Below are 25,477 nucleotides of genomic sequence, written 5' to 3' on the forward strand. Positions count from 1 at the left end.
TCGGCGCGTCGATGGCCGTGCTGCTGGCAGCGGCGTGCTCGAAGAAGCCGCCGGCCAACTTCGCGAGCACCGACATCACCGGTGCCGGGTACGCCCAGGGTTTCTCGCTCGCGGACCACAACGGCCAGCGCCGCACGCTCCAGGACTTCAAGGGCAAGGCCGTCGCCATCTTCTTCGGCTTCACGCAGTGCCCTGACGTGTGCCCGACCACCCTGGCCGAGATGTCCGAGGTCAAGACACTGCTCGGCGCCGATGGCGAGCGCCTGCAGGTCTTGCTGGTCACGGTCGACCCCGAGCGCGACAAGCCGCAAGTGTTGAAGGCCTACACCGAGGCTTTCGACCCTGCCTTCCTCGCGCTGCGCCCGACCGAGGATGAGCTCAAAGGACTGGCCTCCGACTTCAAGGTGTACTTCAAGAAGGTCGGCGACTCCAAGACCGCCTACACCATGGACCACTCGGCCGGCACGTACATCTTCGACCCACAGGGCCGCATCCGGCTGTACAGCCGCTACGGCAGCGGCGCGAAGGACCTGTTCACTGACATCCGGCAACTGCTCGACGGCGCGTGAGCGCCGCCGCGGCTAGTGCGCGTGCACCGAGCGCAGGTGCCGCGCGTCCGAGCCGGGCACGGAGGGCTCGGACGCGGCCTTGCTGAGCCCGGCCAGGATGCCGCATTGCTGCGAGCCTGGCGCGTCGCAGCAGCGCTGGCGCAACTCCTTGAGCTGCCGCTCCAACAGGCGCAGCTCCTTGATGCGGGTCGTGACATGCCCGATGTGCGCGTCCAGCAGCGCATTGACGTCGCCGCAGTCGGCCGAGGGGTCGTCCTTGACCTTGAGCAGCACGCGCACCTCGTCCAGCGACATGTCCAGGCCCCGACAGTGCCGGATGAACTGCAGCCGCTCCAGGTGTGCAGCCTCATAGGACCGGAAGTTGCCCTGCGTGCGCGCCGGTGCCGGCAGCAGGCCCTCGCGCTCGTAGTAGCGGATGGTCTCAATCTGGGTGGCGGTGGCAGCGGACAGTTCGCCGATCTTCATCGTGGGCTCGGGTGGATAGACGGTGTCGGAATTCTGTAGTGGCTACAGCATCTGTCGGTCGGAGCGGCGCATTGCCAATGTTGCCAAAAGGGGCTTGACTCTGTAGTGGGTACAGGTATTCAAATAACTGCAGCCACATCGAAGACCTCCATGCGCACCACTGAATCCTTGCCATCGGCCGAAGCGCCGCCCACCAGCTGCGGCGGCTGCTGTTCGCCATCCGCGCCCCAGGAACAGGAGCGCACGCTGCGCGTGCTGTCCATGTGCTGCGTCAACGAGGAGCGCCCGGTCCGCGCGGCACTGGAGGGTCTGTCCGGCGTGGCGGACCTGGCCATCGACCTTCCCGGGCGAACCGTGCGGTTTCGGGGCTCGGAGCCCACGTTCGAAGCGGCGCTTGTCGCAGTGAACAAGCTTGGGTTCGCGACCGAACCGCCTCTCCCCGCGGTAGCTGACGATTGCTGTGGCCCCGCCAGCCGCGCCGTGCCCATCTCCATCGTGGCGCGCGCATCCAAGGCCGCGCCGGCACCGTCCATTGCGGCCGCTCCGTCCGCCCCTGTAGGTGCCTTGTTGCTGCGCATCCCCGAGATGGATTGCGCGGTGGAAGAAGGCCAGATTCGGCGTGCGATGGAAGCCTTCCCGCAGGTCAAGCGCCTGCGTTTCGACCTGCCGGCACGCGCCTTGACCGTCGAGGCGCCGACCGACGCCTGGGACAGCGTCACTGCGGCCATCCGCAAGCTCGGCTTCAGCCCCGAGACCCTGTCTGCACCGCCGGCGGCGGCCGACACCGCGAAGGCGCAGCGCGCGGAACTGGTGCGGCTCATCGCCGCCCTGGTGGTGGCGGTCGGCGCCGAGGTGGTCCACCTGGCCTTCCCGGACACGCTGCCCTGGCACGTGGCCGGCATGGCCGTGGCCGCCGTGGCCATCGCGCTGTCCGGCCTGTCCGTCTTCAAGAAGGGCCTGTCGGCGCTGCGCGCCGGCCAGCTCAACATCAACGCGCTCATGAGCGTGGCCGTCATCGGCGCCTTCCTCATCGGCCAGTGGCCGGAGGCGGCCATGGTCATGGTGCTGTACTCGCTGGCCGAGCTCATCGAGGCGCGGTCGGTGGAGCGGGCCCGCAACGCCATCGCAGGGTTGCTGGCGTTGTCTCCGGCCCAGGCCGAGGTCCGCCAGGCCGATGGCAGCTGGGCGCTGACCGATGCCAAGGCCGTGACCGTCGGCGCCGTGGCGCGCGTCAAGCCCGGTGGGCGCTTCGCCCTGGACGGCCGGGTCACGACCGGCCACGGAGCGGTCGACCAGTCCCCGGTCACCGGCGAGAGCATTCCCGTGGACAAGGGCCCCGGCGACGACGTGTTCGCCGGCACCATCAACCAGAGCGGTGCGCTGGAGTTCGAGGTCACCAAGCCGGCCGGCGACACCGTGCTGGCCCGCATCATCCACGCGGTCGAGGAGGCGCAGGGCCAACGCGCGCCGACCCAGCGCATCGTGGACAAGTTCGCTGCCGTCTACACGCCAGCCGTGTTCGTGCTCGCCATCGCCATCGCGGTCGGCATGCCGCTCCTTGCCGGCTGGCCTTGGCTGGAGGCAACCTACAAGGCGCTGGTGCTGCTGGTCATCGCCTGCCCCTGTGCGCTGGTCATCTCCACGCCGGTGACGGTGGTCAGCGGCCTGGCCGCGGCCGCGCGGCGGGGCATTCTCATCAAGGGCGGGGTCTACCTGGAACAGGCGCGCAAGCTGACTGCGCTGGGCCTGGACAAGACCGGCACGCTCACCGAAGGCAAGCCGAAGCTGGTTGCCCACCGCGTGCTGAGCGAGGCGTCCAACGACGCGGTGCTGCGTGTCGCACGCAGCCTGGCGGCGCGCTCGGACCACCCGGTTTCCAAAGCCGTCGCAGCAGGCCTGGACGCACCATCGTCCGATGTCGCGGACTTCGGGGCAGAGCTCGGTAAGGGCGTCCACGGCCGCATCGACGGCCGCACCTACATCCTGGGCAACCACCGCTGGCTGCACGAGCGCGGCCAGTGCACGCCGGAACTGGAAGCGCTGATGCAGGAGCACGAGGCGCAGGGCCGCACGCTCTCGGTGCTGGCGGACGACGAGCGTGCCCTGGCGCTCTTCGCCGTAGCCGACACGACCAAGGAGACCAGCCGTCAGGCGGTCGCCGAGCTGCTTGCGCTCGGTGTGCGCCCGGTCATGCTGACCGGCGACAACCCGACCACCGCGCAGGCCATCGCCAAGCAGGTCGGCATCGAGGACGTGCGCGCCGGCTTGCTGCCCGAGGACAAGCAGAAGGTCGTGGCCGAGCTGCGGGCCCAAGGCCGGCATGTCGGCATGGTCGGCGACGGCGTCAACGACAGCCCCTCGCTCGCCGCCGCCGACATCGGCTTCTCCATGGGAGCGGCCGGCACCGACACCGCCAAGGAAGCGGCCGACGTGCTCATCATGAACGACGACCTGCGCAAGGTGCCGGAGACCATCCGGCTGTCGAAGAAGACCTATGCCGTGCTGTGGCAGAACATCGTGCTCGCGCTGGGAATCAAGGCGGTGTTCTTCGTGCTGGCGGTGTTCGGCAGCGCAAGCATGTGGATGGCGGTCTTCGCGGACATGGGCGCGAGCCTGCTGGTCGTCTTCAACGGCCTGCGCCTGCTGCGCGGCGTGCGCAAGGTGTCGTGAGGCCATGTGCGACCGATGAGTCGTGTATCCGCATTCGCGTTGCCACCGGCGCGCGGAGCATCGGTGAAACGGGCATGACAGCTGCCCAGGCGCGGCACCATGCGCTCAGTGCACAGGCGTTGAACTCGGCTGCCGCCCCATGAACGGCAGCCGATGCCCTCCAACCGTCAGCGTGGGGTGATGCGCGTGATGCGGTCGCCTTGAGGATCGTCGGCGCCCCTGGACTTGTTGATGGCATAGAAGGTGCCTTTGCCATCGCCCGCGATATGGTTCGGGAAGGTTCCGCCGGGCAGGTTGGCGATGATCTTTCCGTCCACGCTCACCACCGTGACAGTCCCCGCGCCCCTGTTCGACACGTACACCTGACCACGGGCGGAATCCACGGCGACGTTGTGCGTTCCCGCACCCACGAGCACGTTGTGCAGCGTCTTGCCGGTCGCTGGGTCCACGATCAGAAGGTTGTCGCTGCCTTGTGCAGCCACGAAGAGGCGCCGGGTTTTCGGGTCGTAGGCCACACCGATGGTCGATTGCGCACTGTCCACGACGAAGACTTTTTCGACCCGCCCGCTGGTCGTGCCGATCACGGCCACCTCCGCACTGTTCAGGCTGACGGTGTAGAGCTTGCCGGTCGGTGCATCGAAGGCCAGGCTGAACGGCGAGAACGGCTTGGCATCCGGCCCTTTCACCGTGGTTTCCAGTTTGATGTCGGGCAGCGGTTGCAGCGTCTTGGTGTCGAACACCTTGATGAACGGGGCACCGGCGGCAGACGCAAAGGCCTTGCCGCGTGCGGCATCGACCACGACGTCGCGGGAGTGCGCAACACTGCCGACCTCGAACTGCTTGACCAGCGAAAGGTCCGCCTGGCGGTACACCGCTACGGTGTCCTGGCGCGTGTTCGTCACCCACAAGGTGTCGTTCGCATCGTCCACTGCAACGCCGTAGACGGCGAACACGCCCGGTGCGCGCTGCTGGCCGGCTTGCTGGGGCACCTCCTTCGGGGTGGCCCGTGCTTCGATTGCAAGAGTCTGAGGATGGACCTTGAGCAGAGCCGACTGTGCGACCGGCGGGCGGCCCACGGCAGAGGTGACATACAAACGGTCGTTGCGTGCGCTGTAGGCGACCTGGTACAGGCCTTGGACCAGCGGCTGGGACGTCACGCTGAACTGCTCTTGGCCGGACAGCGGGACGTTGGGCGATACCTTCAGAGGATGCACGACCGCAGCCACGGGCCGCGTCGCATTGACGACCACGGGGTGCTGCCCAGGCGGCGCGTCGCTGGGTATTGCAAACTCCGTGCGGAAGTTGCCCTCAGCATCCGCCGTCGCCGGCGCGCCCAATGCGGCACCCGCATAGGTCAACTGCACCTGCTGGCCAGGCACGAAGCCGCGGCCAGCGATCTTGACCGGGGCGCCGGGGATGACCTGCGGGGTATCGACCACATTGATGCGGCCCTGGAATTTCGCCGCCGGTTCTTGAAACTGAGGGCCAACAGCACAGGCGCCCAACATCAAAGTCAGCGCGACGAGCGCGCTTGCGGACCACGCAGGGCGTGCGAGGGAAGGCCGAGTTTCAGTGTTCATGCGATTCGGAGGGATAAGACGATTAGGCAGCCGTTCCCGCTACGAGCACCGGCATACGCAAAGCCGCGGAATCCTACCGACGACTGACAAAAACGAATCGTTCTCATGACATGTTGTGAGGCCATGTCACTGCTTTGCCAGTGAAGTGCAAAGCACGCCAGCGTGCTGCACGCATCGATGGGGGCAAGCAAGCGGATTGCCTTCATCGTCGTTCCTGAGATGACTGCTGCTTGCGAGCCGAGGTGACCTTGGACAGAACGCGCTGCACTGGGCTTGCCCAGATGTGCAGCCTCATTCGCCTTGTGGCACCGAACCGGCGTAGCCTATGACCAACCACGCGCTGCCGGCGCCAAAGGCCTCCGCGCTACTTGACCGGTTTCAAGTCGGTCACTATCGCTTTGCCTTTGATCATCTCGGCTTGAAACCGGACCTTGTCTCCGACCTTCAGGCCGTTGAGCATCTTCTTGTCCTCGACCTCGAAGCCCATGGTCATGCCGGGCATCGCCAGGTTCGGGATGTCGCCGTGCTTCAGTACGACGAGGCCCGCCGCAGGGTCGAGCTTGCGGATCTCGCCGTCGACCAGAGGCATCGTGGCAGTGGAGGCGGCCGCGGGTTTCGTGGGCATCGACATGCCTTGTGCCGATGCATGGACGGCAGTGGCCGCCAGGACGGCAGCGGTCAGGATATGGCACAGGTTCATCATGTGTCTTTCGTTGGTTGGTGAATGCGTTTTCAGGGGAGCGTCGCCGCGGTGGGCGATTTCGCCGCGGAGGAGAGGTGGCGAACTTCACCGCGCTTGCGGTGCACCAGAAGCCAGACGGCCGGTACCACCAGCATGCTCAGCAGCGGTGCCGTGACCATGCCCCCGACCATCGGCGCGGCGATGCGGGTCATCAACTCCGAGCCAGTGCCGGTGCCCAGCAGGATGGGCACCAGGCCCGCCATCACGACGGCGACGGTCATCGCCTTGGGCCGCACCCGCTGCACGGCGCCTTCGCGGATAGCCGCCAGCAGCGTCTCGTCCGAATCCGGCTGTCCTTCGGCAAGGCGGCGCGCATGGGCGCTCTTCAGGTAGACCAGCATCACGACGCCGAATTCCGCCGCGAGACCGGCGAGCGCAATGAAACCCACCGCTGTTGCCACCGAGACCGAATGCCCCAGCGCCCAGACCAGCCAAAAACCTCCGACCAGCGAGAACGGCACCGCGGCCATCACGATCGCCGCGTCGCTGAATGAGCGGAACAGCAGGTAGAGCAGCACGAAGATGACCGCCAGGGTCACGGGCACGACCACCCTCAGTCGCTCGGTGGCGCGCTCCAGATACTCGAACTGGCCGGACCAGGAGACGGCGTAGCCGGCCGGCAGCGCCACTTGCTGGGCCACCGCCGCCTGCATGTCGGTCACGACCGAGCGCAGGTCCCGGCCGCGCACGTCGACGTAGACCCAGCCCGACAGACGCGCGTTCTCGCTGCGCAGCATCGGCGGCCCCTCTGCGACGGAGATGCGCGCCACGTCCTGCAGCAGCAGCGTTGCCCCTTTTTCGGTCACGAATGGCAGCTCGCGCAGGCGCTGCAGCGAGTCGCGGATCTCCCGTGGGTAGCGCACGTTGATGGGATAGCGCTCGCGGCCCTGGATCACTTCCCCCACGTTGTCGCCGCCGATGGCTGTAGAGACGATGCCCTGCACATCGGCTACCGACAAGCCGTAGCGGGCCGCAGCAGACCGGTCCACGTCCACGTCGATGTAGCGACCACCAGTCAGCCGCTCGGCGAGGGCCGAGGACACGCCGGGCACGTTCTTCACCGCAGCCTCGACCTGCGCGGTCAGACGGTCGATCGTCGCCAGGTCTGCGCCGGCGAGCTTGATGCCCACCGGGCTCTTGATCCCCGTGGCCAGCATGTCGATGCGGTTGCGGATCGGCGGCACCCAGACGTTGGACAAGCCCGGCACCTTGACCACGCGGTCCAGTTCCTCGACCAGCTTGTCCGGCGTCATGTCCGCCCGCCACTGCTCGCGCGGCTTGAACCGGATGGTGGTCTCGAACATCTCCAGCGGTGCGGGGTCGGTCGCTGTGTCCGCGCGTCCCGCCTTGCCGAACACGCGCTCGACCTCGGGCACGGTCTTGATGAGCCTGTCGGTCTGCTGCAGCAGCTCGGCCGCCTTGGCGATCGACAGGCCCGGCAGCGCCGAGGGCATGTACAACAGGTCGCCCTCGTCGAGCGCCGGCATGAACTCGCCGCCCAGGCGCATGAGCGGCACCACAGTGACCGCCAGCACCAGGGCAGCGATCGCCAGCGTGAGCTTCGGGAACCGAAGCACCAGCTCCAGCACAGGACGGTAGACCGCGATGAGCAGGCGATTGAGTGGGTTCGCCGCCTCCCTGGGAATGCGGCCGCGAATGAGGTAGCCCATCAGGACCGGCACCAATGTCACCGACAGACCGGCCGCCGCGGCCATGGCGTAGGTCTTCGTGAACGCCAGCGGAGAGAACAGCCGGCCTTCCTGCGCTTCGAGCGTGAACACCGGCAGGAACGACAGTGTGATGACCAGCAGCGAGAAGAACAGCGCCGGTCCCACCTCGACCGAAGCCTGCGCGATCAGCGCCCAGCGCTCGGGCACCGTCGGCCGCCTTCCATGTTGGTCCTCGAAATGCTCCAGGTGCTTGTGCGCCGCCTCGACCAGCACCACCGAGGCGTCGACCATCGCCCCCAGCGCGATGGCGACGCCCGACAGGCTCAGGATGTTCGCGCTGAGGCCTTGCCAATGCATCACGATGAACGCCGTCAGCACGCCCACCGGCAGCGTGACGACCGCGACCAGCGCCGAGCGCAAATGAAACAGGAACACCGCGCAGACGAGCGCCACCACGATGAACTCTTCGACCAGCTTGTCACGCAGGTTCAGCACGGCCCGGTCGATGAGCTTGGAGCGGTCGTAGGTCTCGACCACCTCCACGCCCGGCGGCAGGCTGGGCTTCAAGGCCGCCAGCCTGGCCTTGACCGCCTCGATGGTCGTCCTGGCGTTCTTGCCCGAGCGCATGACCACGACGCCGCCTGCCACTTCGCCTTCGCCATCGAGTTCGGCGATGCCGCGGCGCATCTCCGGCCCCACCTGCACGGTGGCCACATCGCGCAGCAGCACCGGCGTCGCGCCCGACACCGACAACGGGATGCTGCGGAAGTCGTCGAGCGACTGCAGGAAGCCACGCGCACGGACCATGTACTCCGCTTCGGCCAACTCGATGACGGAGCCGCCGGCGGCTTGGTTGGCCTTGGCCAGGGCCTCGACCACCGCGCCCTGCGTGACGCCCAGCGCGCGCATGCGGCTGGGGTCCAGCACCACCTGGTACTGCCGCACCATCCCGCCGATGCTGGCGACTTCGGCGACGTCCGGCACGGTCTTCAGCTCGAACTTCAGGAACCAGTCGTTGAGCGCGCGCAGCTGCCCCAGGTCATTGCGGCCCGTGCGGTCGACCAGCGCGTATTCATAGACCCAGCCCACGCCGGTGGCATCGGGGCCCAGTGCGGCGGTGGCACCGGCCGGCAACCTGGCCTGCGCCTGGTTCAGGTACTCCACGACGCGCGACCTGGCCCAGTAGGGATCGGTCTTGTCGTCGAACAGCACGTAGACGAAGGAATCGCCGAAGAACGAGTAGCCGCGCACCGTCTTCGCCCCGGGCACACTGAGCATCGTGGTGGTGAGCGGATAGGTGACCAGGTCCTCGACCACCTGGGGGGGCTTGCCGGGATAGGTCGTGCGCACGATGGCCTGGGTGTCCGACAGATCCGGCAAGGCATCGACGGGCGTGTGCCTGAGCGACCAGATTCCCGCGGCCACGAGGCAGGTCGTGGCGACGAGCACGAGAAAGCGGTTGCCGATCGACCAGCGGATCAGGGCCGCGATCACTTGGCGGCTCCGAGGCGCTGCACGGACACCAGCTCATAGCCCATGGTGCCTCCCTGCCGGAACTCGAAGCGGACCGTGTCACCCGGCCCGATGCCGGCAAAGGCCGCGCCGGCGGGCTTGCCGAAGCCCATGGTCATCGCGGGCCACTTCAACGAGGCGATGGGCCCGTGGGAGATGAGGATGCTGTCTGCTTCGATGCTCTCGACCTTGCCGTCGCCGACGTGCATGGCCGCAGGCGCCGATGCCGGCGCGGAAACCGGAGCCGCAGTGCCCGCGGCCATTGCACCCAACACGGAGCGCAGCCGCGCCTCCGAGTCGATCAGGAACTGGCCGCTGGCGACGACTTGCTCGCCCTCGGCCAGCCCGGAGAGCACCTCGATGGTGTCGCCGAGGTCGGCCCCCAACTGGATGTCCCGGGCGGCGAATTCGCCGCTGTCCTTGCGCACGATGGTGACGGCGCGTGTGCCGGTGCGGATCACCGCTTCGGCAGGTACGACCAGGCGAGAGGCCGAAGGCCCGGCCATCTGCATGCGCAGCAGCATCCCGGGGACCAGCTTGCCCCCCGCGTTGTCGACCTCGAAGCGCGCCTGCAGCGTGCGCGTGCTGGCGCTGACTTGCGGCAAGATTTCTGTGAGCTGGCCCTCGAAGGTTTGGCTGGTGTCGGCCTGTAGAGCCGCCCAAACCTTCTGGCCGCGCTCGAGGCGTGCCGCCTGGGCTTCGGGCACCTCCGCTACGGCCCACACTCTTTCCAGGCCGGCGATGCGGAACAAGGTCGTGCCCGGCGTGACCGCCACGCCCTCGCGCACCCCGAGTTCCGCGATCACACCGCTGACCGGTGCGCTGAGTGTGAAGCGCGCCTGGGCCGTGCCGGTGGCCTCGCTCTGGCGGATCAGCGCCTCGGGAATGGACAGGGCGCGCAGACGTTCGCGTGCGGCCGCGATCAGCTCTTGCGAGGCACCCGCGCGCTGGAGCGCAAGGAGTTCGTTCTGCGGTCCCAGCCAGTCTGGCGCGAAGAGGCTTGCGAGCGGCTGGCCCTTGCGGACCCGCTCCATCGGCGCGCGCACGGCCAGCTGCTCGACGTAACCGGCCACACGGGTCTGGACCGCAACGCCAAGGCGTTCATCGAACTGCACGGCGCCGATCGCATCGAAGGACGATGACACGTCTGCCCGCCCGACCACCACGGTACGGATGCCCAGGTTCTGTTGCACTGTCGGGCTGATCTTGACGCCGGCATCGCCCGCCTCGTCGGCATAGACCGGGACGAGCTGCATGTCCATGAACGGCGACTTGCCGGGCTTGTCGAAGCGCTGGCCCGGCACCATCGGGTCGTGCCAGTACAGCACCCTGCGCTCCGCTGCACCCGGCGCGGCCGGCGCCGGCATGGCTGTCATCGAGTTTTCGGCGGTGGTGTGGCGCCCTGCGTAGAAGCCACCAGCAGCCAGCACGGCGGCGCCCAGGAGCGACAGGGCCATCGCGAGTGCGCGCTTCATTGGGCATCTCCCGGCAGCAGCGGCGTGAAAGCCAGCTGGGCGCGAACTTTCGCCAGATCCCGCTGCAGCGACAGCAGCTTTCTCTGCGCGTCGACCTCGGCGTGGCGTGCCTCGAACAGCGTCGTCAGGCTCACTTGGTTCGAGCGGTAGCCGGCCAGGGCAACTGCTGTGCGCTGCTGGGCCGGCGCTACGACGGACGACTGGTAGCGTTCGGCGCGCTGGGCCAGGCGTTGAGCGTCACTGGCCAGCCGCTGGAACTCTGCGCTCGCAGTGCGCGTAGCCTCTACCAGATTGGCCTCTGCCTTCTCCACCAGCGCAAGCTTGGCCGCAGTGTCGCGGTCCTGCCGCTGGGCCGGCGCGACCGGCAGCGGAATGCTCACGCCGACCGACAACATGTCGGAGTAGCCGCTACGCTGGCCATAGGACACTTCCCAGGACCAGTTCGGCTTGCGGTTGGCGGCTGCAACGGCGGCCTCCTGCCTGGCGACCTCGGTGCCGCGCCGCGCGGCCAGGACGGCGGGATGGTTGGCGACGTAGGACGCCTCACCGCCGTTCGTCAAGCCCGATGGCGCTGCAAGTTCATCCGCAGCAACGCCGACCCAGCGCTCCAGCGCCACGCGCGCGCCGCGCTCCTGCTGCAGCACATCGGCGGTGTCGTCCTCGGCAATCCCGCGGGCGCTGGCCAGCGCCAGCACGTCCTGGCTGCTGCCGGCGGCCGACGACAGCCGGCCCTTGGCGGCCTCCAGTTCCTCGTGCAGATGGTGCTCGGTCTGGGTCGCCAGCTTGAGGGCCTCGCCTGCGAAGTACACGTCCAGGTAAGCCTGTGCGGTCTGCATGCGCACGTCGCCCGCCGCGGCCAGGAGCGACACGCTCTCCCGGATGGCGACGGCCTCGGCCGCGGCCTGACGAGCCGCGCGCTTGTCGGCCGAGACCCATTCCTGGCCGATGCCGATGCGCTTCATGGTCATCGATTCGCGCGTCGTGCTGAAGCGGTCTCCTCCAGTCATAGGCAGGTTGTCCACGCCCAAGCGCAGTGTCGGGTCGGACAGCTGGCCCGCAGCGCGCGCGGTTTCGTTGGCGCCGGCAACGCCGGCACGTGCGGCGTGGGTGGCGTCGGACCGTCGCACGGCGAGGTCGAGCGCTTGGTCGAGAGTGAGAGATGCCGCAGCGGCCAGGGCCGGCAGCATGGCGGCGACGAGGAACGCCGCACGCAAAGGGAACGTGAACATGGAAACTCCGAGGACAAACGGGGTGTTTGCCGGCGCGCGAGCAGGCCGCGCCGGCGCCTGTCAGTCGATCGGAGGCGTCAGACGCGAAGTCGGAGCGTGGAGAGGAACAGCGTGTCTGGTGGCGGACGCGCCTGCGTGTAGTCTGCCACCGGGGCTCTCCCCGCCAGCAGGTCCTGCAGCACGAGCGGCACAACCAGTACCTGGACGATCGCCGGCAGCGATGGCGCAGGGACTTTGACCGCCTCGAAGGACTGGGCCGCGCCAGCCGAATGCTGGTGGCACAGGACCGGCTGCGCCTGGTCCATGCCGCTGCACGGCTCGCCCGATGCCATCATGGCCGCCATCGCAGCGGCGTCAGCCTCTGCCGGACAAACGTAGCGCGCCAGTGCCAGCTGCGAGAACAGCAGTGACAGCACCACGCAGAACGTGGTCAGCAGGCAATGGCGGCGGCGGCGCGGCATGAATTCTTGAAGTGTAGTCGTTGGTCCGCTTGACGTGCTTCGGTCATTTCCGAGCTCGGTCCTCGCGATCTCCAGCTGCCAAGGTCTGCGGCCCATGCAAGGCGGGCACTTCGGCGAAGGCGCGCTGCCACGCTGGCTTGTCTCGTGCTGCGCTGTCTCAGGCCTATCGCAAAGAGCACCATCTGGGCGGTCCTGCTCCAGGGCGAGAGTTGTTCAGCGCTCTCCAGTCTCGGCGGCAGCCGCGGTGTGCAGGTCGCGCGCCAGCCACGTCTGTCAGATGACAGAGAAAGTGCAAACTGTGCCAAGTAAGTGCAAAACTGCTGACACAGATAGTGCAAAAAACGCATCTGCAACGGGAATTGTTCAGCTCGGAAACCGGCCGCCAAGGTCAGAGCCTGCTGCTCGTCTTGGCCAGGTAGAACCACTCCGATCCAAGCGCGGCATCGGGGTTGGGGAACACGATGCACCCGTCGAACGGTGAAACGACCTTCTCGCCGTTAGCGCGCTCGGCGATGACCTGGCCCTGCATCACGGGCTCGAAGCTTGTCCACGATCGGACGAAGCGGTCGCCGGCATCCTGCCGGTCGATGACCTCGCACAGTTGCAGGCACTCCATGTCCGCGACGGGCTGCGGCTGGTCATCATCGGTCAGCCCCAGGTGCGCCAAGGCGTTGCGGATGCCCCGGTAGGCGACGTGCTCGGCACTCGGGTCTTCGTGGAAGCCGCACTCCAGCGTCATCCCCCAACCGCCAACCGACCGCATGTATTCGGTGGACCCGATGCCATAGAACGCGTCATCGATGCCTGGCGCACCAGCCGTTGCCTGGCCGCGCCGTCGCGCGACGCCGCCCGCGTAGGTCGACAGCCATCCGTCAACGACGCGATGCACGCCCAGGCGCGCGGCCAGGCCTTCTTCTTCGGCCGCGAAGCGGAACGGCTCTATCGCCCCGTCGTTGTTGGGCGGGCCGACAAACACGAACGGCTTGTCACCGCCACGGAACGAGTGCAGATCGAGCAGCACATCGTGCCGGGCCAGCAGCGGGCACAGCCAGTTGGCAATGTGGTCCTCGTTGTCCGCCGGCGCCGCGGTGGGCCAAAGGCCACGGTTCAAGTTCCTGTCGCCGGAACGGGTGCCGCGAGCGTGCGCGAGAGCGTTGGTGATGGGGACCAGCGTCAAGCAGCCAGCCGACAGCGCTACATCGCCCCGGTCCAGCTCGCCCATCAGCTTGTGGATGGCCGCAGTGCCGCAGACCTCGTTGCCGTGCACCGCGCCGAGCACGAGTAGGCGCACGCCGTCCTTGCGGGAGGCGTACTCGACAGACTTGAAATTCACCATGGGCGCAGGCCTGCTGTCATCGATTTGGAATCACTGTAGCGCTCAGTGTCCGCCGGCCGTGTACTACGAAGCCTGCCGAACAGCCTTTGCACCCAAGCTCGGGGCCACCTTCACGTACACCAGTTCGCTGACCAGTTCCACCAGCGTCTGCGTCACGATCACGGCGGGCACCCACGGCACCGCACCGGGGATGGCCAGGCCCAGCGGCAGGACCACCAACGAATTGCGCGTGGCCGAGCTGAAAGCCACGGCTCGGCCCTGGTCTGCAGGAAGGCGGCACAAGCGCGCCACGCCCCAGCCGAGCAGCGGGGCGGCGACGGCGAATGCCACGTAGATCGCGGCAACCTGGCGCACGGCATCGAGGGCCAGGCCGAGCTGCGGCGCGACGGATGCGACCACCACGAACAACACGGCGGCCGTAGCCGGCACGGGCAGCAGGCCGAGCCATGCCACGGCGCGCTCACCAGCCGTTGAGCGCGCGGCCCAGGCCTGGCAGATGGCCGCGAGCGACAACGGCACCGCGATGAGCCAGATGAAGGCATGCAGGAACGGTCCCAACTGCACCAGGCCTGCGGCTGCATCGCCCATGAACAGATTCAAGTAGACCGGCAGCAGGACCATCTGTGCGGCCAGCAGCAGCGGCGTGGACGCAAGCAGCGGCTTGGCGTCGGCCTTACCTAGATGGGCGAAGGTCACCACGTAGTCGATGCACGGCGTCAGCAGCACCAGCAGCACGCCGATTCGCAGCAGCGGGTCTTGCGGCATCCAAGGCAACAGCACGGCCACCAGCACGGGCACCGCGACGAAGTTGGCCAGCAGCAGCGCACCGAGGAACCGCATGTTCGACAGCGCACGCCGCAGCTCGGTCAGCGGCACCTGCAGGAACGTGACGAAAAGCATGAACGCCAGCAGCGGGTCGATGGCCGGTGTCATCGCCGTCGAGGCCGGCCACTGCCAGGCCACCAGGCCGGCGAGCACCACGGCAGCGAAGTAGATCGCGACCTGGCGGGTTTCAAGAAGGGAGCGCAGGGATACAAGGGTCATGCGTGCGTTCAGTGCTATGAGGTGGCTTTGGGGCCGCAGCCGCAGCCACCAGGCGGCAGAGCGCACGCGGCCTGCGTGGAAGTGCTGGGATTCTCGCAGCCGGCTTTGGGCCGGCGCTTCAACCACACGACTGCGCCGACCATGGCGACCAACGTAGCGGCGATCAAGACGTTCAGGGCGATACCCACATCCAGACCCCATCCGGCCAGCAGCGCGGCAACGGCAGTGCCGCCCAGCAATGGCAGCAGCAGCGGGATCGAGCAGCAGGCGGCGCACGCGCCGGCCACACCCAACGCGGCAAACAAAGGCTTCTTCATCGTCAGCTTTCCAAGACGCGGGTACATTCCGCCCGATTGAATCTAGAACCTCAAGTAACTTGAGATGCAAGCCCTGACGCCCGCACAGCATTTGCCCATCGGCGCCGTGGCCCGGCGCACAGGCCTGGCCGTCTCGGCCATCAGGTACTACGAAGAGGTCGGGTTGGTGGAGCCTGGCGCGCGCAGCGACGGCGGGCACCGCGTGTACCCCGAGGCCGTGGTCGATGTGTTGACTCTGATCCGGCATTGCCGCGACCTTGGGTTCAGCATCGATGACACGCGCGCGCTGCTGTCCCTGGCCGACAACACCGACAACGACTGCCGGGATGCCCGCGACGTTGCCAAGTCGCACTTGGTCGCGGTGCGGGCCAAGATGGCCGAGCTTCGGCAGTTGGAGCGCAGCCTCGCGCGCTTCGTGCAGGACTGCGACCAAGAGTGCGCAGGCGGGCCGGCAGCACAGTGCTGCATCTTCGAGGACCTGCGCAAGGGGCCAGCGAAGCCTACGGCTGGCTGCTGCACCACCGGCTGAGACGCCGCGCCGGGAGTTGTTCAGCGCGGCAGGTTTCTTGCCAAACGCGACAGCGCAAGGCATGCGGCCAGGCCCAGGCCTGCCGAGACCCACAGCGCGCCCACGCCCAGGCGCTCCACCGCCAGGCCGAACAGGAACGGCGCGCCGGCCTGCACGATGCGCGCCGGCACCATCAGGAAGCCCTGCCGCTGGCCGTAGCCCTTCGCACCGAAGAACAGCAGCGGCAGCGTCCCGATGGCGATGGTCAGGATGCCATTGCCCAGGCCGTGCAACACCGCGAAGGCTATCGCGGCCAAGCTGCCGAACAGGCCGATGCACAGCGCGCCCAGGGGATGGCCGAGCGTGGCCAACCGCGCCGACAGCAGCGGGTGCGCGCGGCTCAAGAACGCGAACTCGATCAGCCGGCCCGCGACCTGTGCAGGCCCGACCAGCGCCGCGATGCCCACGGCCGCCGCCAGGCTCGCCCCGACGCCAAGCAACAGCTTGGGCAGGTGCGCCGCCATGGCCGTGCTGGTGAACCAGGCCACGGCGAAGACGAAGGCCAGCAGGACAGCGGCGCCGCGCTGCTTGGCCGGCGGCAAGGCCGTCTGCTGCTCGGGCTGGCCGGCGGCATCGCTCGATGCCGGCGCGGCTCGCTCGGCCGCCGGCAGCATGGCGTTGAGCGGCAACGCGATGAACAGGTGCAGCCCGGCCCACACGAGGCAGGCCCCACGCCACCCCATGGTGCTCTCGAGCCAGGCCGTAAGCGGCCAGCCCACGGTGCTGGCGAAGCCGGCGAACAGCGTGATGCCGGTGATGGTGCGCCGGGCGTTCTGCCCGTGCAGGCGCACGGCCGTGGCGAACGCGGCTTCATAGAGGCCACTGCCCATCGCCAAGCCGATGACGGCCCAGGCCGCGAAGACGTGCAGCGGCTGCTGTGCCTGGCTCAATGCGGCCAGGCCGGCCGCGAACACCACATTGCTGGCAATCAGCACCGGCCGCCCGCCTCGCCGGTCGATCAGCCGGCCGGCGAAAGGCCCGATGGCCGCCGACATGAGCAGGGCCACCGAAAAGGCGCCGAACACGGCCGAGCTGGTGGTGCCCAGATCGCGCGCGATGGCGTCTGCCAGGATGGCCGGCAGGTAGTACGACGAGGCCCATGCGAGCGTCTGCGCCACGCCCAGCAGAACGGTGGTCGTGGTTCGGCTTTGCACCTGGGCCGGGCCGGTCAGATGCTGCGCAGGTTGACCCGCTTGGACAGCGCCTCGGCGCTCTCGCGCCGCTCGCTGTAGCGGTCCACCAGGTAGCCCGCGCAGTCACGCGTCAGCAGCGTGAACTTCACCAGTTCTTCCATCACGTCCACCACGCGCTCGTAGTACGGCGAGGGCTTCATGCGGCCGTCGTCCTCGAACTCGGCGAAGGCCTTGGCCACCGACGACTGGTTGGGGATGGTCAGCATGCGCATCCAGCGGCCCAGCACGCGCAGCTGGTTCACGGCGTTGAAGGACTGCGAGCCACCCGACACCTGCATGACGGCCAGCGTCTTGCCCTGCGTGGGCCGCACCGAGCCGCTGGACAGCGGAATCCAGTCGATCTGCGACTTCATGATGCCGGTCATGGCGCCGTGGCGCTCGGGCGAGCACCACACCATGCCCTCGGACCACTGCGCCAGATCGCGCAGCGCCTGCACCTTGGGATGGTCCTCGGGCGCGCCATCGGGCTGCGGCAGGCCACGCGGATCGAAGATGCGCGGCTCGGCGCCCAGGGCCTGCAGCAACCGCGCCGCTTCCTCGGTCACGAGCCGGCTGTAGGAGCGCTCGCGCACGGACCCGTAGAGCAGCAGGATGCGCGGCGCATGGGTGGCGCGCTCGGCCGGCAGCAGCCGCGCCAGGTCGGGCCGTTGGAAGTGGTCGGCATCGATGTTCGGCAGTTCAGGGCTTGGCAATGCGCACCCCCTTCTCGTTCACGACCGCCTCGCCGTCTTCCTTGGTGAAGGCGCCTTGCTGCGGTTGCGGCAGCAGATCGAGCACCACTTCCGAAGGCCGGCACAGCCGCGTGCCCAGCGGCGTGACGACGATGGGCCGGTTGATCAGGATGGGCTCGTGCAGCATGAAGTCGATCAACTGCGCGTCGGTCCACTTGGTACTGATGAGGCCCAGCGCGTCATAAGGCGTGCCCTTTTGGCGCAGCAGCTCGCGCGGCGTGATGCCCATGGCCGCGATGAGCGCTTCCAGCGTCGCCCGGTCGGGCGGCGTCTTCAGGTATTCGATGACCTGGGGTTCCTCGCCAGAGTTGCGGATCAACGCCAGCACGTTGCGCGACGTGCCGCAGGCGGGGTTGTGGTAGATCGTGATGTTCGGCATGGTTGGTTCCTTGTGGACGGTCGGCGCGGTCAAGCCAGGCTCAAGCGCAGAGCCAGAGCCGCCAGCGTCGCCAGCAGCACGGGCAGCGTGAGCACGATGCCCACGCGGAAGTAGTAGCCCCAGGCAATGGTGGTGCCCTTCTTCTGGAGCACGTGCAGCCACAGCAGCGTGGCCAGGCTGCCAATCGGTGTGATCTTGGGGCCGAGGTCGCAGCCGATCACGTTGGCGTAAATCATGGCTTCCTTCACCACGCCGCTGGCCTGCGATGCGTCGATCGACAGTGCGCCGATGAGCACCGTGGGCATGTTGTTCATGACCGAGGACAGCGAGGCTGTGAGCACGCCCGTGCCGATGGCCGCACCCCAGACGCCGCCCTGCGCGAACACATCGAGCAGCCCGGCGATGCGGTCGGTCAGGCCGGCATTGCGCAGGCCGTAGACCACCAGGTACATGCCCAGCGAGAACACCACGATCTGCCAGGGTGCGCCGTGCAGCACCTTGCGCGTGCTGATAACGTGGCCCCGGCCCGCCACGGCCAGCAGCACCACGGTGGCCACGGCCGCGACTGCGCTGACCGGCACGCCCAGCGGCTCCAGGCCGAAGAAGCCGACCAGCAGCAGAACCAGCACCACCCAGCCGGCCCGGAAGGTGGCCGGGTCGCGGATGGCCTGGACCGGCGTCTTGAGCTGGACCAGGTCGTAGCGCGCCGGTACGCCCCGACCGAAGTACAGCAGCAGCACTGCTAGGCTGGCCAGCACGGCAGCGATGTTGACCGGCACCATCACGGCGGCGTACTGGTTGAAGCCGATGCCGAAGAAGTCGGCCGACACGATGTTGACCAGGTTGGACACGATCAACGGCAGGCTGGCCGTGTCGGCGATGAAGCCGGCGGCCATCACGAACGCCAGCGTGGCGGCCGGCGAGAAGCCCAGCGCGACCAACATCGCCATGACGATGGGCGTGAGGATCAGCGCGGCGCCGTCGTTGGCGAACAGGGCCGCCACGGCCGCGCCCAGCAGCACGATGAAAGCGAACAGCCGGCGGCCGTTGCCGCCGCCCCAGCGGGCCACATGCAGCGCGGCCCACTCGAAGAAGCCGGCTTCGTCCAACAACAGGCTGATGATGATGACGGCCACGAACGTGGCGGTGGCGTTCCAGACGATGCCCCACACCACGGCGATGTCGGCCAAGTGCACCACACCGAAGACCAGGGCCAGCACGGCGCCGAGCGATGCGCTCCAGCCGATGCCCAAGCCTCGCGGTTGCCAGATGACCAGCACGAGTGTGAACAGAAAAATCAGGATGGCCGCGAGCATGGCGGGGGCCTTGTTTGGAGGGAACGGGGGACGCGGCCCGGCAGGGCCGCAGGAGGGGTCAGCCGCGCGCGGTCAGCGCTTGGCCAGGTCGCGTGCGGACTGCTGGATCGAGAGCTTGTCGATGGCTGCGGCGGGCAGGTTGATGAACAGCTCGACGCGCTGGCGGATGGCGTGCAGCGTCTTGCGGAACGCGGCCTGCTTCTCTTCGGCATTGCCCTCCACCTCCGAGGGATCGGCGTAGCCCCAATGCGCCGTGGCGGGGTGGCCCGGCCAGATCGGGCACACCTCGCCGGCCGCGTTGTCGCACACGGTGATGATGAGGTCCATGTGCGGCGCGTCGGGCTTGGCGAACTCGTCCCAGCTCTTGCTGCGCAGGCCTGTGGTGGAGATGCCAACCCGTTGCAGCGCCTCCAGCGCGAGCGGGTTGGGCTGCTGTTTGTCGCGCGGGCTGCTGCCGGCCGAGAAGGCGCGGAAGCGGTCGCCGGCCATGCCGTTCAGCAGGGCTTCGGCCAGGATGCTGCGGGCCGAGTTGTGGGTGCACAGGAACAGGACGTTCAGCGGCTTGGTGGTCGAGGTCATGGGTCGTGGTTGGGGACAGGGGGAATCGGTCAGCAGCAGGCCTTTGCAGGCCCGCAGCAGGATGTGGATGCCGGCACGGCCACAGGGGCGCAGCAGGCCGCTGCAGCGGCCTTGGCCGGGGCAGGCTTGCCGAACACCGGCACGTTGGCCAGCGTCTGGAAGTGCTCCCACGGCACGCCCTGCGGGTCCGTGATCCAGTGCTTGTCGCTGCGGGCGTAGCAGCACGTGGTCTGGCCTTCATCCAGCAGCGCCAGATCGGCTGCTTCGGCGCGGTCCTTGAGGTCGGCCAGCTCGGCGGCCTCGTCCACCTGAAAGCCCAGGTGGTCCACGCCCGGCGCAGCGCCGCGCGTGGAGATGGCGAAGTTCAGGCGCGGGTCTTCCAGCATCCACTTTGCATAGTCGTCCTCGATGCGCGCGGGCTCGGCGGCGAACAGCTTGGAATAGAAGGCGATGCTCTGGTGCAGGTCGGTGACGTGCAGGTGGACGTGGAAGCGCTTCATGGGGAGCCTTTCAGCAACGGCAGTCGGCTGCCGCATCGGTGGTCGAGCACGCTGCACTCTCGCAGCAGTTCTCGGTGAGGTAGCCTAGCAACTCGTTCATCGTGGTGAAGGACGCGCGGTAGATGAGGTTGCGGCCCTGACGCTCCTGCGTCACCAGGCCGGCATGCGTCAGCTCCTTGAGGTGGAACGACAGCGTGTTGCCGGCCACGTCCAAGTGCTCGGCCAGGGCGCCCGGGGTCAGGCCCTCGGGGCCTGCAACGACCAGGGCGCGGAACAGGCGCAGGCGCAGGGCTTGCGCCAGGGCGGCGAGGGAGCGGACGGCATCGGCTTCTTGCATGAATGAACTATACAACGATTATTGAATTAAGGTTTGCGACTTCACTGCGGTTGCAAGCGACTGGCTGTCCGCACCTCCTTCGGTGCGACCTCTGTGGCTGCTGTACTTCCTAGAGCTGACCGTCGACGCTAGCCCCCACTTTGGCCCGCTCTCCAGCCGCAGACAGAATCGACCGGTTTGCAGAACTAGTTGACGAACGGCCCTGGGCCAGCAGCTGCGCCCGGCGCCTGCAGCGCGAACACGCAATCGAAAAGCTTCTCGGCTTCGTCCCACGAGGCACCTTCGTTCCAAAGAGCCAGGAACCCCTTGCTGGCATCGACCACCGTCGGGCTCACCTGGAGCGTGTGCACGTTCAGAGAAGCAAACGTATCCTCCCGGTCGTGCGCCGATCCCGCCTGGCCTGCGTAGCTGTAGAAGCGCTCGATGCGACCGGGCTGAGCAAACCGAGGAGAGCCTGGGCACATCGCTCCCGTCTCTGCGCCGCGCCCGCTGTGCGCTTGAGAGAAGCTGTCCTGAACCATGTGCAAGAGCGCTCCCATGGCCACATGGGACAGATCCTTGCGCACCTCGACGATGCCGGTGGCCAGAAGGTTCGTTGCCGTGATGTCCCCTGGGAAGTATTCCCCCAGCGCTGCAGGCTCCAAGTCCCGGACGAACTTACCGGTCGGTAGGGTCTTGGTCGCAATGCCCCACAAAAACTGCGCCCAGGACTTCATGCGCCGTTGCGCCACCGCCGCCAACTCGCCATCGTGCGCGGCCATGGCATGGAAGAACTGCAGATCGCCGAAGTGCGAGCGGTACAGCAAATAGTCGCCAGGCCCAAAAGCAGGGGAAGCGGGATCCTTCTTCAGGTTGATCTTCGCCGTTGCCGCTGCGTCTGAGAACAGCGTCGCCCAACACTTCGGCTGAGCGGTAGAACGCAGCGTCACTGCTGGGTTGCAGCTCGACGTGCGAGGCGGGTCGCTGCGGTTCAGCGCAAATGGGGGATCGTCGGGCCATCTCACGCCGTACAACAAAACCTGATGCTGCTTGATCGCGGCCACCGTGACGCACTCCGCTTCCGAGCCGGCCTGCACCGAGCAACCCAAAGCGTTCAAAGTGATGGCTTCGTGCAACGGGTTCTTGATCATCGGCAAAGCGTTGCCAACCAACCAGATGCCCAGGCCATCGACCCACTGGTTCGTGCCCACGCTGGTGAGCTTCCGATCGACGTCGCTGATGCGGGGAAGCACTTGGAACGCGTTGCCGATGCCGGGCAAGAGCGATGCCGCAAGCACGACCACCGCCGTGAACCCTTTGAAGCCCAATCCCCCTGCCATGCACTTCTCCTTCTTGTGAAGCATGTCGTTTCGAAAGGTGTCGAAGAGATTTTGGCATGGCTCTTCACGCTTGCTGCCTGCAGACCACTACCGCCTAGGTCGAGCTTTCTGTACAGGCCGAGCGAGATCATCGAATGACCACCGTTGCATAGAGCCAGTTGCAGTCGGGGTGTTCAGATAACCTGAGGATTACATTTTTGACGGTCTAAGAATTTCGGAACGTCCTGCAGTTTTCGGCACCTACACTGACTCACTCACGCGGCAGTGAAGGACTTGACAGTGCGCCAAGCGCCGATGATTCGAAGTTCATGAAAGCCATGGTGGGTAAGGCAGACTTCAACTTTTTACCTATGGGTGCCCCGTTGACGCGCCCACACTTTTAGACCTCTCATGACCTCGTACAAGGTGCTTGTCGCGCAACGCGATGCCCTGGATCGCCAGATTCTTGAAACTCGGGCCAGAGAGATCCGTGCGGCGATCAGCCGTATGCGCTCGTTGGTGATGGAACACGGCATCAAGCCCGATGACATCTTCGGAAAGAAGGCACAACAGGCGCAGAAGCTTGAGCTCAAGTCCACACCAAAGTATCGTGACCCCGCGAGCGGTGCAACCTGGGCAGGGCGCGGCAAGCCGCCGCAGTGGATTCAGAACAAGAACCGCGAGGACTTTCTCATCCAATTCTGGGAGACTTCGACGAGCGCTCTGCCGAAGTCGCAGGTGGTATCCGAGTATTTCGAAGACGAAACTCGAGCGGGCGTTTGAGTGGCCTTGAGCAAGGAGTCGTTCTCCGTGGCTGTTGGCAGCATAAGGCGAACTGCAATGCGCACGCACGCTGACGGCTGCGAGTTCTGAGATCCCATGCGACTGAACACCAAAAGCCGATTGGCATTGGGCGCCATGATCGACGTCGCTTTGCGCGAGCACTTCGGTCCCGTCGCGCTGACTGCACTGGCCGGCCACCACCGGACCTCGTTGTCGCAGCTTGAGCTGCTATTCGGTCATCTTCGCCGTGCGGGTCTGGTCCATGGTACCCGCGGTACCAACGGTGGATACATTCTGGCGCGCGCCACTTCGTTGATCACGGTTGCCGACGTCGTCATGGCCGTCGATAAGCGGTCTGCACAGGATGCCAGGGACGCCTGCGTGACGCCAATGCCTGCAGTGATTGGTCCCGGAGAATCGCTCGCACTGAAGCTGTGGAGCGACTGGTCATTGCATACCCTCGAGTCTTTTCAAGGCATCACGCTGAAGCAACTGGTAGAGGCTGCGCAGGTTGACAGCCCGCCGACGCGGCCGTCCATCATGCGGTCCATCGTTCCCGATCGACCTCGTCCTTGGCCGCTCATCGAACGGGGACCAAATTCTGTGTCCAGCTTGCGCAGCAGGTTCGACGTGACAGCCTCCGGGCCCAGAAAGACAAAGATTCCTGAATGAGGCGCACTTGCTTGCTCTCAGCTGCAATGAGCGGCACAGCGTTCCAATCCCCCATGAGCTTCGCGCACGACTGACTTCGACGACGAAGTTCCATGGCTTGCTGAATGGGCCGGCGCATCGCTCCGTGAATCACCACGATTGCTGCTCGGGACGCTCTGGTTGTGATTGCAGCGCTCGTCGCAATGACTATCTGCCAGCAAGCGATCCGTGGATCGTGAAGCACTTCGATCCGAGTCTCTCAAACATCGACGATGTGCACCTGCAATGGCATGCCGTGACGCGGAGCCGAACACACGCTATCGCGCGCTGGATCGATGAGGATCACCAGCTTGGCCACGCAGGTGACGACTTAACCAAGCCGCTTGCTATCCTTGGGGGTCGGAGCCTTGGTCGTTGTCGGGCACGATGCGAAGTGCAGCGCCCCACTGCGTGCTTCGATCACCGTAGCAGGTCATGAAGGCCGCTTCCATGGCATTGTCCCAGGCCTCGGCTGCGGTGAGAAGAATCGGGTCTGGCTCAAGCATCGGGGACATTCCGCTATCGACCCACGACGCGCGTGCGTCGATTCCCTGCTTCACTTCTTCGATCGAGATGCCGGACCGTTTCAGGAACAGATAGGCCGCGGCCAAGCCTCGTTCCCGATCCAAATCGGAGGCGGTCGGCGCTGTGAACGCGAGCTTCATCGGCTGGCTCCACGAGACAGCTGTTCCAAGGCGTTCAATCCAAGTGTCAGCGGGGCATCGCAAACGGAGTCAACCCACGCCGCAGAAGGCGATGGTGCTGACGCTGATGACCAGAGAACGCCTTCGTTGCGATAGGGCCAGGAGCGAAGTGCCGACCGGATCGGTAAGCGCCGGCCGCGGCCATGCGTCGTGGCTTGCATCAAATCAGGCCTTCATGTTAGTGGGTGGGGCCAAAGCCGATGCTGTCGTTTGCCAATCGTGCCGGTGCACACTCTCGGCCCCGAGATCTCAGCGCCCGGTGCGGGGCCTTCTTGGAACGCTTGAGCCGCAAGCCTTTGGTTCACGAGCGTTTCCAACGTGATGGCTTTCATGAACCTCAGCATGCGCGTGGTCAGTGAATCCCAAAGATCAGAGGAGAGTGACGCGTCCTCCCTGGTCACGCAAGCGGCCTTCAAGGCGTCCTCCGCCGCCCATTCGTCTGCGGCGAGTACGACGTCGGAAACCGTGATCGATCGCGGATGGCGAGTCAGCACGTAGCCGCCGCCCGGACCGCGCACCCCTTCGACCAAGCCACCGTGGCTCAGTCTGCCAACCAGCTTCTCAACTGTGGAGGGCGACACTCCGTTGCGTTTTCCCAGAACACGCAAGGCGACTGGACCATCCGACTCCAGCAGCGCCATGTCGGTCATGAGGTCGACGGACAGCCGGCTCTTGCTGGTCATTCGCATGTGCGCCCTTCAGGGTGGGTTCTTGCGTACCCACAAATGCTTGGCCCTTTCACAGCAGCTGTCGAGCGGATCATTGAAGGATGCTCGGCGTCATGAGGACCGCAAATCCCGTCAGGCCGAAGAGACCGGCGGCGAAGCGATGCAAGTTTCGCATCGAGACCATGGCAGCCAGTCTCTCCCCGAACATGACCGCCGGGACGGTAGCAAGGAAAACGCCCAGCGTCGAACCGAGCACTGACGACAGGGTTTTTCCTTCCGGATACGCCAACGCCGCTGCAACCACCTGGCTCTTGTCGCCGAACTCGGCAAGGAAAAATCCGAGCAGCGCGGTCGGAAGCAACACGCCTGTTGACACTTCCATGAGCGCATCGTCTGCGCAGTCGGGCCTGAGAAGCCAGCCCATGGTGCCGACGAACAGCATGCCAATGCCCCAGCGCATGGCAACCGGGCCGATCATTTGGAACAGCCATTGGCCGATCGACGCCGCAGCAAAGTGGTTGGCCAAGGTTGCGAGCAGGCACGCAACGAGGATGGACCGTTGCCGCTTGAACGCGACCGCCATCACGATGGCCAGAAGCTGGGTCTTGTCACCCAGCTCCGCGAGCAAGGACGCACCGGATGAAGTAAGGAAGGTGTCCAT

General features: G+C 66.5%; 27 protein-coding genes. 5 read left to right on the forward strand and 22 right to left on the reverse strand.

Annotated features, from left to right (window positions below):
- The first annotated feature begins 11 nt into the window (after positions 1–11).
- Positions 12–569, forward strand: a complete 558-nt coding sequence (locus tag DES41_RS30735; protein ID WP_114471443.1) for an SCO family protein — start codon at positions 12–14, stop codon at positions 567–569.
- A gap of 12 nt (positions 570–581) precedes the next feature.
- Here the strand turns inward: DES41_RS30735 and cadR are convergent, their stop codons facing one another.
- Both cadR and DES41_RS38550 read right to left on the reverse strand, forming a co-directional pair.
- Entirely contained in the window at positions 582–1,034 is a 453-nt protein-coding gene (gene cadR / locus DES41_RS30740; RefSeq protein ID WP_114471444.1) for a Cd(II)/Pb(II)-responsive transcriptional regulator, read from the reverse strand.
- 119 nt (positions 1,035–1,153) lie between these two features.
- Positions 1,154–1,297 (reverse strand): hypothetical protein, encoded by a 144-nt coding sequence (locus tag DES41_RS38550; RefSeq protein WP_170168331.1) that lies wholly within the window; start codon positions 1,295–1,297, stop codon positions 1,154–1,156.
- A gap of 217 nt (positions 1,298–1,514) precedes the next feature.
- Between DES41_RS38550 and DES41_RS30745 the strand changes: the two genes are divergently transcribed.
- Entirely contained in the window at positions 1,515–3,704 is a 2,190-nt protein-coding gene (locus tag DES41_RS30745; protein WP_245965940.1) for a heavy metal translocating P-type ATPase, read from the forward strand.
- 167 nt (positions 3,705–3,871) lie between these two features.
- Here the strand turns inward: DES41_RS30745 and DES41_RS30750 are convergent, their stop codons facing one another.
- The 9 genes from DES41_RS30750 to DES41_RS30790 form a co-directional block, all read right to left on the reverse strand.
- A complete protein-coding gene (locus DES41_RS30750; protein WP_114471445.1) occupies positions 3,872–5,284 on the reverse strand; it encodes a YncE family protein in 1,413 nt (470 codons plus the stop codon).
- 364 nt (positions 5,285–5,648) lie between these two features.
- Positions 5,649–5,984: a copper-binding protein gene (locus DES41_RS30755; protein ID WP_170168332.1), complete on the reverse strand. Its 336-nt coding sequence runs from the start codon at positions 5,982–5,984 to the stop codon at positions 5,649–5,651.
- A gap of 32 nt (positions 5,985–6,016) precedes the next feature.
- Positions 6,017–9,190, reverse strand: coding sequence for an efflux RND transporter permease subunit (locus DES41_RS30760; RefSeq protein ID WP_114471446.1), 3,174 nt, complete (start codon positions 9,188–9,190; stop codon positions 6,017–6,019).
- Positions 9,187–10,683, reverse strand: coding sequence for an efflux RND transporter periplasmic adaptor subunit (locus DES41_RS30765; protein WP_114471447.1), 1,497 nt, complete (start codon positions 10,681–10,683; stop codon positions 9,187–9,189). The genes DES41_RS30760 and DES41_RS30765 overlap by 4 nt, the downstream gene beginning before the upstream one ends.
- A complete protein-coding gene (locus DES41_RS30770; protein ID WP_114471448.1) occupies positions 10,680–11,912 on the reverse strand; it encodes a TolC family protein in 1,233 nt (410 codons plus the stop codon). The genes DES41_RS30765 and DES41_RS30770 overlap by 4 nt, the downstream gene beginning before the upstream one ends.
- 77 nt (positions 11,913–11,989) lie before the next feature.
- Positions 11,990–12,373, reverse strand: coding sequence for a hypothetical protein (locus DES41_RS30775; protein WP_114471449.1), 384 nt, complete (start codon positions 12,371–12,373; stop codon positions 11,990–11,992).
- A 388-nt stretch (positions 12,374–12,761) separates the two neighbouring features.
- Positions 12,762–13,709: a succinylglutamate desuccinylase/aspartoacylase family protein gene (locus tag DES41_RS30780; RefSeq protein WP_114471450.1), complete on the reverse strand. Its 948-nt coding sequence runs from the start codon at positions 13,707–13,709 to the stop codon at positions 12,762–12,764.
- 63 nt (positions 13,710–13,772) lie between these two features.
- On the reverse strand, positions 13,773–14,753 hold the full coding sequence (locus tag DES41_RS30785) for an arsenic resistance protein (protein ID WP_114471451.1): 981 nt from the start codon (positions 14,751–14,753) through the stop codon (positions 13,773–13,775).
- Between the two features lie 14 nt (positions 14,754–14,767).
- A complete protein-coding gene (locus DES41_RS30790) occupies positions 14,768–15,070 on the reverse strand; it encodes a hypothetical protein (protein ID WP_114471452.1) in 303 nt (100 codons plus the stop codon).
- 64 nt (positions 15,071–15,134) lie between these two features.
- Between DES41_RS30790 and DES41_RS30795 the strand changes: the two genes are divergently transcribed.
- The gene (locus tag DES41_RS30795) at positions 15,135–15,599 is read left to right on the forward strand and encodes a MerR family transcriptional regulator (protein WP_114471453.1); all 465 of its coding nucleotides are present in this window, start codon (positions 15,135–15,137) and stop codon (positions 15,597–15,599) included.
- 20 nt (positions 15,600–15,619) lie between these two features.
- Here the strand turns inward: DES41_RS30795 and DES41_RS30800 are convergent, their stop codons facing one another.
- The 8 genes from DES41_RS30800 to DES41_RS30835 form a co-directional block, all read right to left on the reverse strand.
- Positions 15,620–16,792 (reverse strand): MFS transporter, encoded by a 1,173-nt coding sequence (locus DES41_RS30800; protein ID WP_114471454.1) that lies wholly within the window; start codon positions 16,790–16,792, stop codon positions 15,620–15,622.
- A gap of 14 nt (positions 16,793–16,806) precedes the next feature.
- A complete protein-coding gene (gene arsH, locus DES41_RS30805; RefSeq protein WP_114471455.1) occupies positions 16,807–17,523 on the reverse strand; it encodes an arsenical resistance protein ArsH in 717 nt (238 codons plus the stop codon).
- Positions 17,510–17,941, reverse strand: a complete 432-nt coding sequence (gene arsC / locus DES41_RS30810) for an arsenate reductase (glutaredoxin) (protein WP_114471456.1) — start codon at positions 17,939–17,941, stop codon at positions 17,510–17,512. Before arsC ends, arsH begins: the two co-directional genes overlap by 14 nt.
- A 29-nt stretch (positions 17,942–17,970) precedes the next feature.
- Positions 17,971–19,257 (reverse strand): arsenic transporter, encoded by a 1,287-nt coding sequence (locus DES41_RS30815; RefSeq protein ID WP_114471457.1) that lies wholly within the window; start codon positions 19,255–19,257, stop codon positions 17,971–17,973.
- 72 nt (positions 19,258–19,329) lie between these two features.
- On the reverse strand, positions 19,330–19,836 hold the full coding sequence (locus tag DES41_RS30820; RefSeq protein WP_114471458.1) for an arsenate reductase ArsC: 507 nt from the start codon (positions 19,834–19,836) through the stop codon (positions 19,330–19,332).
- A 29-nt stretch (positions 19,837–19,865) separates the two neighbouring features.
- Positions 19,866–20,336 (reverse strand): ArsI/CadI family heavy metal resistance metalloenzyme, encoded by a 471-nt coding sequence (locus DES41_RS30825; protein WP_114471459.1) that lies wholly within the window; start codon positions 20,334–20,336, stop codon positions 19,866–19,868.
- Between the two features lie 10 nt (positions 20,337–20,346).
- Complete coding sequence (locus tag DES41_RS30830; RefSeq protein ID WP_114471460.1) at positions 20,347–20,673, reverse strand: ArsR/SmtB family transcription factor; 327 nt, start codon at positions 20,671–20,673, stop codon at positions 20,347–20,349.
- Positions 20,674–20,858: 185 nt separating this feature from the next.
- The gene (locus DES41_RS30835; RefSeq protein ID WP_245965941.1) at positions 20,859–22,016 is read right to left on the reverse strand and encodes a hypothetical protein; all 1,158 of its coding nucleotides are present in this window, start codon (positions 22,014–22,016) and stop codon (positions 20,859–20,861) included.
- Between the two features lie 366 nt (positions 22,017–22,382).
- On the opposite strand from DES41_RS30835, the gene DES41_RS30840 reads away from it, so the two are divergent.
- Positions 22,383–22,754 (forward strand): H-NS histone family protein, encoded by a 372-nt coding sequence (locus DES41_RS30840; RefSeq protein WP_114471462.1) that lies wholly within the window; start codon positions 22,383–22,385, stop codon positions 22,752–22,754.
- A gap of 96 nt (positions 22,755–22,850) precedes the next feature.
- Positions 22,851–23,426, forward strand: a complete 576-nt coding sequence (locus DES41_RS30845; protein ID WP_114471463.1) for an RrF2 family transcriptional regulator — start codon at positions 22,851–22,853, stop codon at positions 23,424–23,426.
- A gap of 365 nt (positions 23,427–23,791) precedes the next feature.
- Here the strand turns inward: DES41_RS30845 and DES41_RS30850 are convergent, their stop codons facing one another.
- From DES41_RS30850 to DES41_RS30860, 3 genes are all read right to left on the reverse strand, one after another.
- Positions 23,792–24,109, reverse strand: a complete 318-nt coding sequence (locus DES41_RS30850; RefSeq protein ID WP_114471464.1) for a hypothetical protein — start codon at positions 24,107–24,109, stop codon at positions 23,792–23,794.
- A gap of 212 nt (positions 24,110–24,321) precedes the next feature.
- Positions 24,322–24,831 carry an RrF2 family transcriptional regulator gene (locus DES41_RS30855; RefSeq protein ID WP_170168333.1) on the reverse strand — a complete coding sequence of 170 codons (510 nt, stop codon included), beginning with the start codon at positions 24,829–24,831 and terminating at the stop codon, positions 24,322–24,324.
- A 76-nt stretch (positions 24,832–24,907) separates the two neighbouring features.
- The gene (locus DES41_RS30860; protein ID WP_114471466.1) at positions 24,908–25,477 is read right to left on the reverse strand and encodes a TMEM165/GDT1 family protein; all 570 of its coding nucleotides are present in this window, start codon (positions 25,475–25,477) and stop codon (positions 24,908–24,910) included.

The organism is Pseudorhodoferax soli (assembly GCF_003337555.1).
Taxonomy (GTDB): Bacteria; Pseudomonadota; Gammaproteobacteria; order Burkholderiales; family Burkholderiaceae_C; genus Pseudorhodoferax; species Pseudorhodoferax soli.